This is a genomic window from Christiangramia sp. LLG6405-1 (genome assembly GCF_045055805.1).
Classification (GTDB): domain Bacteria; phylum Bacteroidota; class Bacteroidia; order Flavobacteriales; family Flavobacteriaceae; genus Christiangramia.
Genome location: NZ_CP159330.1, coordinates 589,605 through 605,197, shown reverse-complemented (window position 1 = coordinate 605,197; position 15,593 = coordinate 589,605). Strand labels below are relative to the sequence as shown.

The 15,593-nt window shown below is 39.2% G+C and carries 14 protein-coding genes; 10 read left to right on the top strand and 4 right to left on the bottom strand.

Features of this window, described 5'->3' with window-relative positions:
- Positions 1-75: 75 nt before the first annotated feature.
- Genes bioB through ABVM50_RS02835 form a run of 3 tightly spaced genes read left to right on the top strand, consistent with a single transcriptional unit; the run spans position 76 to position 2,926 of the window.
- Complete coding sequence (gene bioB, locus ABVM50_RS02845) at positions 76-1,167, top strand: biotin synthase BioB (protein ID WP_405199870.1); 1,092 nt, start codon at positions 76-78, stop codon at positions 1,165-1,167.
- 14 nt (positions 1,168-1,181) lie between these two features.
- Positions 1,182-2,051: a cupin-like domain-containing protein gene (locus ABVM50_RS02840; RefSeq protein WP_405199869.1), complete on the top strand. Its 870-nt coding sequence runs from the start codon at positions 1,182-1,184 to the stop codon at positions 2,049-2,051.
- Complete coding sequence (locus ABVM50_RS02835) at positions 2,048-2,926, top strand: cupin-like domain-containing protein (protein WP_405199868.1); 879 nt, start codon at positions 2,048-2,050, stop codon at positions 2,924-2,926. The genes ABVM50_RS02840 and ABVM50_RS02835 overlap by 4 nt, the downstream gene beginning before the upstream one ends.
- Here the strand turns inward: ABVM50_RS02835 and ABVM50_RS02830 are convergent.
- The 4 genes from ABVM50_RS02830 to ABVM50_RS02815 all read right to left on the bottom strand — a co-directional run bounded on the left by ABVM50_RS02830 (position 2,923) and on the right by ABVM50_RS02815 (position 6,476).
- Positions 2,923-3,396, bottom strand: a complete 474-nt coding sequence (locus tag ABVM50_RS02830; RefSeq protein WP_405199867.1) for a regulatory protein RecX — start codon at positions 3,394-3,396, stop codon at positions 2,923-2,925. The two genes, ABVM50_RS02835 and ABVM50_RS02830, sit on opposite strands and share 4 nt — an antisense overlap.
- A gap of 293 nt (positions 3,397-3,689) precedes the next feature.
- A complete protein-coding gene (locus tag ABVM50_RS02825) occupies positions 3,690-4,172 on the bottom strand; it encodes a ferritin-like domain-containing protein (RefSeq protein WP_405199866.1) in 483 nt (160 codons plus the stop codon).
- 153 nt (positions 4,173-4,325) lie between these two features.
- A complete protein-coding gene (locus tag ABVM50_RS02820; protein ID WP_141879263.1) occupies positions 4,326-5,864 on the bottom strand; it encodes an Rne/Rng family ribonuclease in 1,539 nt (512 codons plus the stop codon).
- 321 nt (positions 5,865-6,185) lie between these two features.
- Positions 6,186-6,476, bottom strand: a complete 291-nt coding sequence (locus tag ABVM50_RS02815; RefSeq protein ID WP_026913962.1) for an HU family DNA-binding protein — start codon at positions 6,474-6,476, stop codon at positions 6,186-6,188.
- A gap of 140 nt (positions 6,477-6,616) precedes the next feature.
- Here ABVM50_RS02815 and mutY point away from each other — a divergent pair, with 140 nt between their 5' ends.
- The 7 genes from mutY (at position 6,617) to ABVM50_RS02780 (ending at position 15,561) form a co-directional block, all read left to right on the top strand.
- Entirely contained in the window at positions 6,617-7,669 is a 1,053-nt protein-coding gene (mutY, locus tag ABVM50_RS02810; protein ID WP_405199865.1) for an A/G-specific adenine glycosylase, read from the top strand.
- A 109-nt stretch (positions 7,670-7,778) separates the two neighbouring features.
- On the top strand, positions 7,779-8,261 hold the full coding sequence (locus ABVM50_RS02805) for a single-stranded DNA-binding protein (RefSeq protein ID WP_141879004.1): 483 nt from the start codon (positions 7,779-7,781) through the stop codon (positions 8,259-8,261).
- A gap of 21 nt (positions 8,262-8,282) precedes the next feature.
- Positions 8,283-9,605, top strand: a complete 1,323-nt coding sequence (locus tag ABVM50_RS02800) for a gliding motility-associated protein GldE (protein WP_405199864.1) — start codon at positions 8,283-8,285, stop codon at positions 9,603-9,605.
- Positions 9,602-10,162 (top strand): gliding motility lipoprotein GldD, encoded by a 561-nt coding sequence (gene gldD / locus ABVM50_RS02795; protein ID WP_405199863.1) that lies wholly within the window; start codon positions 9,602-9,604, stop codon positions 10,160-10,162. The genes ABVM50_RS02800 and gldD overlap by 4 nt, the downstream gene beginning before the upstream one ends.
- Before the next feature lie 147 nt (positions 10,163-10,309).
- A complete protein-coding gene (locus ABVM50_RS02790; protein WP_405199862.1) occupies positions 10,310-13,228 on the top strand; it encodes a SusC/RagA family TonB-linked outer membrane protein in 2,919 nt (972 codons plus the stop codon).
- A gap of 10 nt (positions 13,229-13,238) precedes the next feature.
- Positions 13,239-14,564: a RagB/SusD family nutrient uptake outer membrane protein gene (locus ABVM50_RS02785; protein ID WP_405199861.1), complete on the top strand. Its 1,326-nt coding sequence runs from the start codon at positions 13,239-13,241 to the stop codon at positions 14,562-14,564.
- Positions 14,565-14,664: 100 nt separating this feature from the next.
- Positions 14,665-15,561, top strand: coding sequence for a DMT family transporter (locus ABVM50_RS02780; RefSeq protein ID WP_405199860.1), 897 nt, complete (start codon positions 14,665-14,667; stop codon positions 15,559-15,561).
- Positions 15,562-15,593: the final 32 nt, after the last annotated feature.

Below are 15,593 nucleotides of genomic sequence, written 5' to 3'. Positions count from 1 at the left end.
CCCGTTCATAAAACTTATTGCAGCTTTACCCTTTAAAGCTTAGTTTTCTTTATTTTTGAATACAAATCGAATTACATGGCACTTAAACACGACTGGACGAAGGAAGAGATCCTCGATATATATAACAAACCATTTATGGATCTGCTTTACGAAGCTGCAAGCATTCACCGCGAGCATCATGATCCAAATACAGTACAGGTTTCAACCTTACTTTCTATAAAGACCGGTGGTTGTCCTGAAGATTGCGGATACTGTCCACAAGCAGCCCGTTATCATACAGATCTTGAAGGGAATGACCTTATGAGTGTAAACCAGGTGAAAGCCCAGGCGTTGCGTGCTAAAGCTTCTGGAAGTTCCAGAGTTTGTATGGGTGCAGCCTGGAGAAACGTAAAAGATGGGGAAGAGTTTGACAATGTTCTGGAAATGGTAAGAAGTATCAATAAACTTGATATGGAGGTTTGCTGTACACTGGGAATGCTTACTGAAAACCAGGCAGCAAGACTGGCAGAAGCCGGACTTTATGCTTACAATCATAATCTAGATACATCAGAAGATTACTATAAAGAAGTAATTTCCACCCGTGGTTTTGATGATAGACTTGCTACGATCGATAATGTTCGTAAAACGAATGTGACCGTTTGCAGCGGAGGGATCATTGGAATGGGAGAAAGTCCTGCCGACCGTGCAGGAATGCTGGTTGCGCTGGCGACTCTTAATCCACAGCCGGAATCTGTTCCAATCAATGCGCTTGTTCCAGTAGAAGGAACGCCAATGGAAGAACAGGAACCAGTGCCTATCTGGGAAATGATCAGGATGGTGGCAACCACCAGGATCGTAATGCCAGAAACACAGGTGAGACTTTCTGCTGGAAGAACTCAGATGAGTAGAGAGGGACAGGCAATGTGCTTTTTTGCCGGAGCAAATTCCATTTTTGCCGGAGATAAATTGCTAACAACTCCAAATCCGGATGTAAATGAGGATATGGAAATGTTTAAAATGCTTGGATTAAATCCGCAAAAACCTTTCGTTAAGAAATCTCAGCCTGAAAGTGTTGCAGCTGAAAATTCTCAATTTCAGAGTCAGAATGAGAAACCAAAATGGTCCCGACCAGGTCACAAGATCGAGCGAAATCTTGAAGCTCAGCAAAAGGCAAAAACGAAAGTTTAATTAACGAATATCTATTGAAACTGGATCTCCAAAATATTCCCAGGCGAAGCAATCTTTCAAAAGAAGATTTTCACCGGGAATATTTTGAACCCAGAACGCCGGTTATTATTGAGGATCTTAGCCGGGATTGGGCTGCTCGTAAAAAATGGAATTTCGATTATTTCAAAGAGAAAGCGGGAGAAATAATCGTTCCCTTGTATGACGGCAAACCCGCCAGCGGTCGTTCTAATTCTCATGGTCCTGCTCGAAAAATACCCTTTAAAGATTATATAGATATCCTACAGGATGGTCCTTCAGATCTGCGGATGTTCTTCTTCAATTTACTTAAGAACTGCCCTGATCTTATTAATGATTTTAAGTATCCGGAACTGGGAATCAAATTCTTCAAGAAGCTTCCTGTATTATTTGTTGGAGGAGAAGGTTCTAAGGTTGTTATGCATTACGACATGGATCTGGCTAATAATTTCCATTTCAACTTTGCGGGTAGAAAGCGCATTATCCTGTATCCGCCAGATCAAACAGGTTTATTATACAAGGTGCCTTATTCCATAGTTAGTATGGAGATCATTGATATGGATAATCCAGATCTACAAAAATACCCTGCTTTAGCAAAAGCCAGAGGTTTTGAGTGTACTTTAGAACACGGAGATGCTCTGTATATTCCCAGTCACTGGTGGCACTGGGTGAAATATGAAACCCCAAGCCTTTCGCTTACGCTTAGATCGCTGCCAACTAAACCATCAGATCTGGGAGAGGTTATATCAAATCTTTTATTTATGCGGAATTATGATAATTTGATGCGTAAATTGAAGGGTCAGAAATGGATAGACTATAAAAACCGTAAGGCAATGGAGTGCACGCATCGTTATGCCGGTTTTAAATGAAGGATGAATTTATGAGACTTGAGAACATACCGAAGGTTAAGACCATTTCTAAAGCAGATTTTGTGCGAGATTATGTTCGACCACAAAAGCCAGTGGTGATCGAACGTTTGATCGAGGATTGGCCTGCTTACGAGAAATGGAATCTTAATTTTATAAGAGAGATTGCCGGGGACAAGGAAGTGCCATTATATGATGATCGCCCAATTAGTTCAGAATTTAAATTCAACGAGCCGCATACAAAGATGAAAATGCGGGATTATGTAGATCTTTTAAAGTCAGAACCTACGAATTACCGTATATTTCTATATCATCTAATGAAGGAAGTTCCTGCACTGCAAAAAGATTTCAAATTTCCAGATATGGGTCTGCGTTTTTTAAAGCAGTTACCTATGCTTTTTTTCGGCGGAGAGAACAGTAAGGTGTTTATGCATTATGACATAGACTATGCAAATATTTTACATTTTCATTTCCACGGAAAAAAGCGTTGTATCTTATTTCCACCTTCTGAAAGTAAATATCTATACAAGGTGCCACATGCTTTGATAAGCCGCGAGGATATAGATTTTACAAATCCGAATTATGACAAATTTCCTGCGCTTAAGGAAGCCACAGGCTTCGTTACAGAACTTAAACACGGAGAGACTTTGTATATGCCTGAAGGTTACTGGCACCATATGACCTATCTTACTGCTGGTTTTTCCATGAGCTTACGGGCCACTCCAAGGACTCTTACCAATTTTTCCAAGGCTATATATAACCTTGTTTTTATGAGGCATTTTGATAATTATATGCGAAAACTACGCGGACAAAAATGGATCGATTACAAGAATGAGCAGGCAATAAGGAATACGCATAGCAAAAATAAGATCTACTAAAGTTTTTCCTGGAGAGAGTCAAAAACAAGGGAGGACTCATAGCCTTTGCGCATTAAATGATCTGCCAGCTTACCTTTTCTTTTGTATTCATTTGGTTCGTTGATCTTCTCAAGTTTCTTTTCAGCAAGTTCAAAAAGCGTTGAACGATAATCAGATTCTTTGATTTCGGTGAGTCCCATTTTAATAATAGGTGAGGAAATTCCTCTTTTCTTCAATTCCTGGGTGATTTTAATACGCCCCCATTTTTTTATTCTGAATTTCCCTCTGACAAAGCTTCTGGCAAAACGTTCTTCATTTAGAAAACCTTCTTGCATGAGTTCTATGATGATCTTTTCCTTTGCGGCGTCAATCATATGCATTTCATTCAACTTGTCTTCTACTTCCTTCTGAGAGCGATCTCTGTAAGCGCAGAAATGCATCAGCTTCTGTAAAGCTTCTTCTACACTATAAGATTTGAATTTATGCTTCATTTTGAGATAAGAATCTTTTCAATTGAAACGCCCAGTAAATAATAGTAATTAACAACCAGATTGAAAATAGCGCAACTTCCGCAGGGATCAAATAATAGGTATCATATAGGCTGCATGTGATTATTTCGCCGTAAAAGGTGAATCCCAGGATTAGGGTAATACTGCTTACAAGAAGTGGAAATTTTCTCATTTTTCAAATATAGAATTTTGAATTCTAATTGCTGAAAAATTAGAAGTTCAAACATAAAAAAACCTTCCTGGAAGGAAAATTCTAAAATACTTTTCTGATTGTACTATTTGGCTTTTTTGTTCAGTCGGCCTTCTGCTAGCTTGTCCAGTTTCTCGTCTGCTTTATATTCTTCATCAAGCGTTTTCTGTAGTTTTTTGGCGATGCTATCGTAGCCCAGTTCTTTGGCGTAGCGAACTACAGTTCCATATCCTGAGATCTCATAATGCTCTACTCTTTGAGCATCTGCAATTAGACCGGCATCACGTACTTCTTTTTCAGCATCTTCTTTTAGAAATGCTTCAGCTTCAGCAATAAGTCCTTTCATGGCTTTGCAGGTTTCACCGGTTGGTTTAATTTCCAGTTCCTTGCAAACTTCTTCCAGGCGTTGTTGGTGTTCCTTGGTTTCTTCAAGGTGTGCTTCGAATGCTTTCTTCAGCTTAGCATCGGTAGCATTTTCAGCCATCTTAGGAAGAGCTTTTAATAATTGGGTTTCTGCACTGTAGAGATCCTTCAGTTGGTGTTCGAATAAATCTTTTAAATTTTTCATGATTAATTTTAAATGGTTAATACCATAAAATTAAGCGGAAGAATTAATGACTGTAGTTAAACCAATGCCAAAGAATTGTTGCTCAAATGCCAATTGGCAATTTCAGAATAAGGCATAAAAAAACGCCTTCCAATTGCTTGAAAGGCGTTCTTGTTATTGGATCACTTTCCCGTCATTATCGTGAAAGTGGTACTCTAAATACGTGTAAGCATCGCGAGGTAAAATTTTCACCCACCTTTTGTGGTCAACAAACCACTTGGAGCGGGGAGATGGAAAGCCTTTAGTTAAAAAGGCTGCAATAAAGGGATGTGCGCTAAGGGTGATCTTTTTATGATCTTTCTTGATAAGCTTTTCAAGATCGACTTTGATCTTATTCACCAAACTAATTGGTGCTTCGATCTCGCCGTTTCCGTTTGGATTATCCTCACGGGTCTTGATATTCATTTCAGGCCTTACGCGTTGTCTGGTAATTTGTATCAATCCGAATTTACTCGGAGGTAGAATCTTGTGCTTAGCACGGTCATCACTCATTTCGTTACGCAGGTGATCGTAGAGTTTCTTTCTGTTTTCGGCTTTGTTCATGTCTATAAAGTCCACTACAATGATACCACCCATGTCACGCAAGCGTAACTGCCGGGCAATTTCTGTGGCACTTATCATGTTAACCTCTAGCGCAGTGTCTTCCTGGTTTTTAGATTTATTGGAACGGTTACCGGAGTTTACGTCAACGACGTGCATAGCTTCAGTATGTTCTATTACCAGATAGGCGCCTTTACTCATAGATACGGTGCGCCCAAAGGAAGTTTTTATTTGTCTTTCGATACCGTGTTTTTCGAAAATGGGTTGATTGGATTGATGCAACTTTACGATTGATTCTTTTTCTGGAGCGATTTCGCTCACATAATCTTTGATTTGCGTATAAAGTGTTTCATCATCCACGCAAATGGAAGTAAACGAATCATTGAATATATCTCTTAACAAAGAAGAGGCTCTGTTCAATTCTCCCAGTACTTTCGACGGGTGATGAGGTTTATACAATTTTTTACACATTCCTGTCCAGCGACCAACTAAATTCTGTAGGTCTCTGTCCAGTTCTGCTACTTTCTTGCCTTCGGCTACGGTTCTAACAATTACACCAAATCCTTTAGGTTTGATGCTTTTTACCAGTCTCTTTAAACGTTCCTTTTCTTCTTTGCTTTCAATTTTTTGAGAAACTGAAACCCTGTTTGAAAAAGGTACGAGAACGATATAACGCCCTGGCAGGGAAAGCTCTGAGCTAATCCTGGGGCCTTTCGTAGAGATAGGTTCCTTAACTATTTGAACCAGTAGCGATTGATTGGATTTTAGAACATCGGCAATAGAGCCGTTTTTGTCTATATCCTTTTCAATAGAAAAATTCTTTAAAGAATAATCTTTTAGTTTACCTGTGCTTACACGTTTGATGAACTTTACCAGAGAAGAGATCTGAGGTCCCAGATCATGATAGTGTAAAAAACCATCTTTCTCATAGCCAACATTTACAAATGCGGCATTTAACCCAGGAACAGCTTTTCGAATCTTGGCAATATAAATATCTCCAACATTGAATTTGGTGCTGTCCTCTTCTTTGTTAAGTTCAATAAGTTTTCCATCTTTTAATAAGGCAAAATCTACAGCAGAAGGTTCGGACCGGATAATTAATTCTTTGTCCACACTTCCAGATTTTATATCCATACCTGTAATAATTACAGACATAGATGGATTAAACATTATTTTTTCACAGGTTTTGAATCCTGAAGAAACCTTTTTAGCAAAACTCGTTTGCTGAAGGTTTCAATTTCAAAGAACGATTGTAATTAAATAAAAAAAGTAGTTGTCACACTACTTTTTCTTGTGGCGATTAGCTCTTCTTCTCTTCTTACGCTTGTGCGTAGCCACCTTATGTCTTTTTCTTTTTTTACCACTTGGCATAGTGCAATGTCATTTAAATTAATACTTATTTCTTGGAAAGACCGGGTCGTCCGGTATTTCAATTTACTTTACCTCAACATTTGATTTAACTCCTTCTACAAAAATCTTTGCAGGTTTAAATGCAGGAATGTTGTGAGCAGGAATTTTAATGGTCGTGTTCTTGGAAATGTTTCTTCCAGTTTTTTCAGCTCTGGTCTTTACAACAAAACTTCCAAAACCACGAAGATAAACGTTATCTCCACTTTCTAGCGAAGTTTTAACCTCATCCATAAAAGATTCTATAGTAGCTTGTACGTCTGCCTTTTCCATTCCCAGTTTTTCTGAAATGTTTGCTACAATATCTGCTTTCGTCATTTTCGTGCTATTTAAATTTAATTATTGGGGTTCAATTTTTCAAGGGGGCAAATATAAGAATTAAATCTGCAATATTTCAAACCTAATTCACTAATAATAACGGAATAAACCTCTATTATTGCGGAGATTCATAAATTACTATGGTTTTTTCCAAAAGACTGAAGCAATGGTATTTGCAAAACAAACGCGACTTACCATGGAGATCTACTCAGGATCCCTATAAAATCTGGCTTAGCGAAATAATAATGCAACAAACACGAGTGGAACAGGGTTTACCTTATTACCTGCGTTTTACTGAAGCATATCCTAATGTTCATTCCCTGGCCAATGCTCCGGAGCAGGAGGTGTTAAAACTATGGCAGGGATTGGGTTATTATTCAAGAGCGAGAAACCTGCACACCACAGCGATTAGGGTTTCTAAAGAACTTGACGGTAATTTTCCAGATCATTATAAAGAGCTTAAGACCTTAAAAGGTGTTGGTGATTATACTGCCAGTGCTATCGCATCTTTCTGCTTTAATGAACCAGTTGCAGTCGTAGATGGGAATGTTTACCGGGTTTTATCCAGAGTTTTTGGAGTAGACACTCCTATTAATAGTACTCCGGGAATCAAAGAATTTAAGGCATTGGCACAGGAGCTTATAGATTATAAGGATCCGGCTACCTTCAACCAGGCGATCATGGAATTTGGTGCGATCCAATGCAAGCCTCAAAACCCTCTTTGTGAGACCTGTCCTTTTAATGATGTTTGTCTGGCTTTGAAGAATGACCAAATCAAGGAACTACCTGTAAAAATTAAGAAAACAAAAATCAGGCATCGTTACTTTAATTATATAGTCCCTCACTTCAGGGATGAGCAGACCATTCTGGAAGAACGAACAGGAAAAGGGATCTGGTCCGGACTTTATCAATTTCCGCTGGTAGAGACTAATAAACCGGTTGGTGAAGCAGAGCTTATTGATACAGAGAACTTTCAGGAACTCGTAGGTGATCAAAATTATGAGTTACATATATATAATGAGAAGGAGGTTGTTCATAAGCTATCTCATCAACATTTACATACGACCTTCTGGACCGTGAATATTGATACTGAAAGTCTTGAATCCATCAATTTCAATGAACTGAAGGATTATCCAGTACCAGTGCTTATAGAAAATTTTTTAAATGAATTCCTTCCTGAGGATTATAAATAGATGCTTGTTTATATCTTTGCTCGTTTTTGCCTTTGTGGCGAAAAAAAATTAGTATTTTAGAATAAATTTAGTCTTACTAAGCCTTTATTGGCTTTAAAATTATACTGAAATGACAGGTACATTGAACAAGGTAATGTTGATTGGACATACAGGAGATGACGTAAAAATGCATTATTTTGAAGGTGGAGGATCGCTGGGGCGTTTCCCAATTGCTACTAACGAAAGCTATACCAACAAAACAACTGGTGAGCGAGTGACCAATACTGAATGGCACAACGTGGTAGTAAGGAATAAAGCTGCAGAGATTTGTGAAAAATACCTGAAAAAAGGAGACAAGGTTTATATCGAAGGGCGTATAAAGACCCGTAAATGGCAGGATGATTCTGGAAGCGAGCGATATTCTACAGAAATTCATTGTACAGAATTCACATTTCTGACTCCTAAAAATGAAAGTTCTGCAGAGCCATCTACTGGAAATCAGCAAATGAGTCAGAATAGACCTGCGCAGCAGCAACAACCAGCGACTCAAAGTCCCGGAAGTAGAAATGAACCTTATAACCAGACAGAAGAAGAGGACGATTTACCCTTCTAAGTTTAACTAAAATTTCAGCCTTTGGATTCGGAACCTCCCAGTTTGCTTTTGTTTCTAGCCTCAATGGGAATTACCCAGCTTATCAGCCTGATAACTTTATTCGTGCTATTATTATGTTCTGCGATGATCTCTGGAGCAGAAGTAGCATTCTTTTCACTTACTCCCGCGAATTTCATTACTGAAGATGGGAAAAGGTCAAAGACACAGAATATAGTCATCAGTCTTCTTGAAAAACCTAAAAAATTACTGGCTACGATTCTTGTAGCTAATAATTTCATCAATATCGCCATTGTTCTGTTATTCGATAGTCTTACCGATGATATCTTCGGAAGGATGAATACCACGTATTTTGGCATTGATCTGCGATTTTTATTTGAAGTAGGTTTGGTAACATTCCTGATTTTGTTATTTGGAGAGATCCTTCCGAAGGTATATGCCAGTAGAAACAAGGTGCAATTCTCTAATTTTATGGCTTATCCTATCAATGTTCTGGATACGCTCTTTTCTCCTTTAAGCACTCCAATGAGAGCCATAACGCTCTATTTTCATGATAAATTTGGGAAACAACGTTCTTTTATAAGCATTGATCATCTTTCCCAGGCGCTGGAACTTACCAGCGAAGAGGATACAACCCGGGAAGAACAGAAAATCCTGCAAGGTATCGTTAGCTTCGGAAATACAGATACTAAGCAGGTGATGCGTCCAAGAATGGATATTTTTGCCCTGAATGAAGAAAGTCCTTACGACGAAATAATTCCTGAGATCATTGAAAACGGTTATTCCAGGATTCCAGTCTTTCGAGAAAATGTAGATAATGTTATTGGGATTCTGTATATCAAAGATCTGTTACCTTATTTAAATGATAGGAAATTCGTCTGGACTAGTTTGCTTCGTGAACCTTATTTTGTTCCGGAGAATAAAAAACTGGATGATCTTTTAAATGATTTCAAAAACAAGAAGAATCATCTTGCCATTGTTGTGGATGAGTATGGAGGAACCAGCGGACTTATTTCCCTGGAAGATATTATAGAAGAGATTGTTGGTGATATTAGCGATGAATTCGATGATGAAGACCTTATCTATTCTAAACTCGACGAAAATAATTTCGTCTTTGAAGGGAAGACACCGCTTAAGGATTTCTATAAAATTACAAGAATCGAAGATCCTACGGTTTTCGAAGATCAAAAAGGAGAGGCAGATACTTTGGCTGGATTTTTACTTGAGATCTCCGGAGGTTTTCCGAAGAAAAATGACGAAATAATATTCTTGAACTATACGTTCTCCATTGAAGTTATCGACGATAAAAGGATCAAGCAAATCAAGCTCAACATTGCTCCTGTATGAGAAAATTATTCTTTATAATAGTTCTCTTGTTTTTAGTTGGTTCCTGTCAGGACGAGGTGCAACCAAAACCAAAAGCTTTCCTTGCGCTGGAATATCCCGAAGCACACTATGAACAGGTTAATATTGGTTGCCCGTACACATTTGAGAAAAACATTGACGCTCGAATTTCGCCTTCAAGAAATAATATTCCATGCTGGATCAATATTAATTATGATGCTATGAATGGGGTGATTTTTCTTACATATCAGCCTGTTCGCGATAATCTGGATTCTTTACTTACCGATGCTCAGAAATTACCATTACAACATACTGTAAAAGCAGATGCCATAGAAGGGAATGTGTACACGAACGACCTTCATAAAACCTACGGAATGTTATATGAAGTTGAAGGTAACGCCGCCTCCCAGGCACAGTTTTATCTAACAGATAGTACAGATCATTTTATTACCGGTTCTGTTTACTTCAACAGTTTACCGAATTACGATTCCATCGTTCCTGCGGCCAATTACCTTAAACAGGATATCAAACATTTAATGGAAAGTCTTCAGTGGAATTGATATTTTATTCATACTTCACCGATATATTTCTTAATTATTTAGCAAAAAAGGTCTTATATTGTTAATGTAACCATAAATACATTAATTATGAGGCAATTTTATTTGGTATCTCTCAGGTTAATTCTCTTTCTGCTTACCCCAACAATTATGTGTGCACAGGAAGTGCTGGAGGGTAAGACCATTAACGAAGCCACTGGTGAGGTGGTACCTTTCGTTAACGTGATCGAGAAAGGAACCACGAACGGGACCACGAGTGATTTTGATGGTAATTATAGTCTTAGCGTAGAATCTCTGCCTACTACTTTAGTTTTTTCCTACCTGGGATTTGAGACTCAGGAAATCAGGGTGACCTCCAATTCCCCTATGACTATTCAATTTGTTGAATCTTCAGCTACCCTCGATGAAGTGGTCGTTACAGGTTTGGCAACTTCAGTAAAACGTGCGAATGCGGCGAATGCTGTGTCATCCCTCTCTGCAAGTGAAATATCAGGTAGAACGCCTCCTCCCACACTTGATGGTGCACTATATGGTAAATTCGCAGGAGCAACGGTAAGTGCAAATTCCGGAGCGCCAGGTGGTGGTCTGTCGGTAAAACTTCGTGGTGCGACCTCAATTCAGGGTAATACGCAACCACTTTATATTATTGATGGTGTATATATAGACAATAGTTCTATCGCCGCCGGTCTTAACGTAGTATCTGCAGCAGCTGCAGGTGGTAGTGCATCTAACCAGGATAACCCATCCAACAGGATCGCAGATATCAACCCTGAAGATATTGCTAATATCGAAATACTTAAAGGTGCATCTGCCGCAGCCATCTATGGTTCCAGGGCCGCCGCCGGGGTAGTGATCATTACTACTAAAAAAGGTAAGGCAGGAGAAACTATTTTCAATTTCTCTCAGGCTACCGGATGGACAGAAGTAAACAATCTTTTAGGTCTTCGTGACTATAACGAGCAGCGTGTGCGTGATAGCTTTGGCGATGATGCGGCGGCAAGTTTCCTGGAAGCTCAGCAGGAAGGGAGACTCGTAGATTATGAAAAAGAGATCTTTGGAGAAAAAGGACTTATAAGTATCACGAACTTCAGTATGAGCGGAGGTAGTGAAAAAACTCGTTTTTATACCGGGATTACTCATAATGACGAGGAAGGTATCGTAAAAGGAACAGGTTATAAGAAAACGTCCCTGAGATTAAATCTTGATCATAGACCAACCGACTTTATTAAGCTTGGACTAAGTTCCAGTTATGCACATTCATCTGCTAACAGAGGATTCTTTAATAACGACAATTCAGGAACTACAATTGGGGTGACTCTTACCGGAACTACACCGTGGCTTGAACTTTTCCCTAATGAAGATGGTGTTTATCCAGATAACACAGCCGGAGCTTCCAATCCATTACAAACCAGAAACCAGGTTCGAAATAATGAAACTGTGAACAGGTTCATTGTAGGTGGAACTGCTAATGTAGATCTTTATACTGCTGAAAGTTCTAATCTTGAACTGATACTTCGTGGAGGTCTGGATTTCTACGGACTCAAAACCAGAGCGATATTTCCTAAATCCTTACAATTTCAGAAGCCATCAAATGGTGGATTGAATGGGGTTGCGGTTCAGGGTGACACTCAAAACAAAAACTACAACTTATCAGCTTTCCTGGTACATAATTATTTCACCGGAAACGATCTTAACTTCCGTACTCAGGCTGGGGTGACCAGAGAGAATTTTGACAGGAATACTCAGTTGATCTCTGCTACCGGTCTTGTTGCTTCTGAAACTAACGTAGATCAGGCGGCAAACACTGGTGTGAATCAAACGAGATTACTGCAGGAAGATTCTGGTTTCTTTGTTCAGGAAGAAGTAAATTTTCAGGATAAGGTAATTGCAACTGTAGGTCTTAGAGGTGATAAATCTTCTAATAATGGTGATGCGAACGAGTTATATTATTATCCAAAGGCATCTGTAGCTGTAAATCTTAACGAATTCGGATTCTGGAATGAAAGCAGTCCGTGGAGTCAGTTTAAATTAAGAGCAGCATACGGGGAGGCTGGAAATTTCCCGCCATTTGGAGCACTTTTCACTTCATATAATACCTTTTCTACAGATGGATTGCTTGGAATAAGTTTAATTGGAGTGCGTGGAGATCGTAATCTTGAATCTGAAAGACAGAAAGAACTTGAATTTGGTACAGATGTGAGCTTCTTTAAAAACAGGCTTAATTTCTCTGCTACCTATTATATCAAAACCATTGAAGATCTAATTCTTCAGGCCGCATTGGAACCTTCTTCAGGATTTACCAGTGAATTTGTAAATGCCGGGGAGTTAAGAAACCGTGGTATAGAATTAACGTTAGATGCGGTCCCTGTTGCCACAGAAGATTTCACCTGGAATCTGGGAGTGAATTTCTACAAGAATACTTCAGAAATTACCAGGCTTGATGTAGATCCTTTCAACATTGGAGCTTTTGGAGCCACTCTAGGAACCTTCAGAATTGAAGAAGGATCGAGCGCCACGCAAATAGTTGGAATTGGACCAAATCCTGGAGAAAATGGATTTCAGAAGTTTGGAGATGCCGAACCAGATTTTCAAATGGGTTTCAACTCTCAGCTAATTTATAAGAACTTCGATCTTTCCTTTGTATGGCAATGGAAAAACGGTGGAGAGAACGTGAATCTCACAACTTTGTTAACCGACCTTAATGGAACCAGTCACGATTATGATACTGTAGATCTCGATCCAGACGGTCAGGTTGGAAACGGACCTTACAGGGTGAGTCAATTAGGATCATCTGCAGAGGTTTTTGTAGAAGATGCTTCATACTTAAGAATGCGTGAGCTTGGTTTATACTATAATATTCCAGCGGAAGTTTATGATGATTTCCTGAACGGCACTATAGATAATATCAAACTTGGATTCTCGGGTACCAACCTTATCAACATTTTTGATTATAACAGTTATGATCCTGAAGTATCCAACTTTGGAGCAAACGGAATTTTTACCGGAGTTGATGTAACTCCATTCCCTTCTTCAAAGAGATTTCTTTTTCACTTAGCAGTTAATTTTTAATACGTAGATGATGAAAAATACATTAACTAAAATATTCATACTCTTCTTTTTAATTAGCGGTTTACAGGCTTGCGATGTTGAAGAGTTTTCAGACCTTAATAATCCGGAAGTAGATGCTTTCCGTGACAATCTAACCAGAGGTGATCTTCAGGATCTGGTTGGCGGTGTGCTTTACAGTATGCGCGTAAGCCTCGGGACTTATTATGATGATCTTGGCGTGATAGGCCGTGAATACTGGAGATTTTCCAGTTCAGATCCACGATTTACTGCAGATCTTTTAGGAAAAGAAAACGCGGTGCTGGATAATAATACCTTTTATATTACCAATCCATGGGCGGCCAGGTACAGAACTGTGAAAAATGTGAACTTGATCCTTGAATTTATAGAAGGTCAGGACGTTTCAGCTCAATTTTCAGACTCAGAGATTAGCGCAACCAAAGGTTTTTTAAAGACTGTGAAAGCGCACGAACTGCTGCTTAATTTGAATCTTACTTATCAAAACGGTGTTCGAGTAGAGGCGAGTGATGAAAATAATCTGGGGCCATTCTTAGGTTATGATGCAGCGCTTACTGCTATAAGAGCTTTGCTTGATGAGGCGGCGGGAGATCTACAGAATGGAGGCGATTCATATCCATTTACGCTTACTTCTGGCTTTTCAGGTTTCAATACTCCTGGATCATTCTTAGAGGCAAATAAAGCGATTGCAGCGAGGGTAGCGGCCTACCAGGAAGATTTTCCTGCGGTTCTGGATTACCTGGAAGATAGTTTTCTCACTTTGGATGCTTCCATGCTTGATGAGGGTATTTACTACAACTTTAGTGCGGACCAAACTGATATCCTGAATCCATTGTTCTTTCCTGTCGAAGCGACAACAGCCGGAGCAAGAATCGTGCAGCCAGATTTCGTGACCGATGCTGAGGATGGAGACGAGCGACTTAGTAAAGTTGCCCAGCGAAGTGAACCTTTAACCTTCGATTTTCTAACAGGAGATTATGCTGTTTTCAGATATACTTCCAATATAGACGCGATCCCGATCATAAGAAATGAGGAGCTAATACTTCTTTATGCGGAAGCAAATATTTATCAGAATCCTTCTGAAGCTGTAGAAGCTTTGAATCTAATAAGGAATTCAGCAGGACTGGATGATTATGATGGTGATTCTTCTGAAGCTTCTCTTATTGATGAGATGCTTATGCAAAGAAGATATTCGTTGTTTGCTGAAGGTCATCGCTGGCTGGATGTGCGCAGGTATGATCGTTTGGATGAATTACCAACCGACAGGGAAGGGGATGATGTATTTGAGCAATTTCCAATTCCGCTTACAGAAAACCAGTAATATTGCTGATTTTAGATATAGACCATCCCGTACTGCGGGATGGTTTTTTTATGTTTTCATAAGATTTAAAAATTATCTTCGCCGGACTAAAATTTCAGGTTTGAAAAACATTAAGTGGATCTATCTTATCATTCTTTCTATTGTTTGGGGTAGTTCCTTTATCCTTATTAAAAAAGCACTTGTAGGATTGAGTCCTTTGCAGGTTGGGTCTTTCAGAATCATCTTTGCAGCACTGTTTCTAATATTCGTAGGTTTCCGAAGTTTGATGAAACTGAATGGGAAACAATGGAAATGGATCGTAATTTCAGGATTTCTGGGATCATTCTTTCCGGTTTATTTTTTCGCTTTTGCTGAAACCGAAATCGATAGTGCCATCGCATCCATTTTAAATGCGACAACTCCCTTATTAACTTTGATCGTGGGAGCTGCTTTCTTTCGAGCGGTAGTTACACAGAATAAGATCACCGGCGTGATCATTGGACTGCTAGGAACGTTCGGACTCATCCTCAGCGGGGCGAGTATCAATCCAGATCAGAATTACTTTTATAGTCTGCTGGTGATTATGGCAACGGCATGTTACGCTGTAAACGTGAATATTCTCAAGACTAAGATGAGTGATATAAGTCCGCTTGGAATTACCGCAGGGAACTTTTTTGTGCTCTTATTCCCAGCACTTTTGATCCTGTATTTTTCAGGATTTTTTGAACTGGAGCCGATCACTACTAAAGTTGAATTATCGCTTGTTTATGTAGGAATACTGGGTGTCATTGGGACCGGTGTGGCAATGATCATTTTCAATAAATTGATACAGATCTCAGATCCTGTATTTACTACATCGGTTACTTATACCATTCCGGTAGTTGCTCTTGGATGGGGAATGTTGGATGGAGAGGTCTTTAGTTTCTGGCAGTTAGTTTCAGCAATGGTGATACTCTTGGGTGTATTCATTGTGAATCGCTCAAGAAATATTATCAGAAGAAGAAATAACACCAAATAAAAAAAGCCCCGTTTCCGGGGCTTTTATAATCT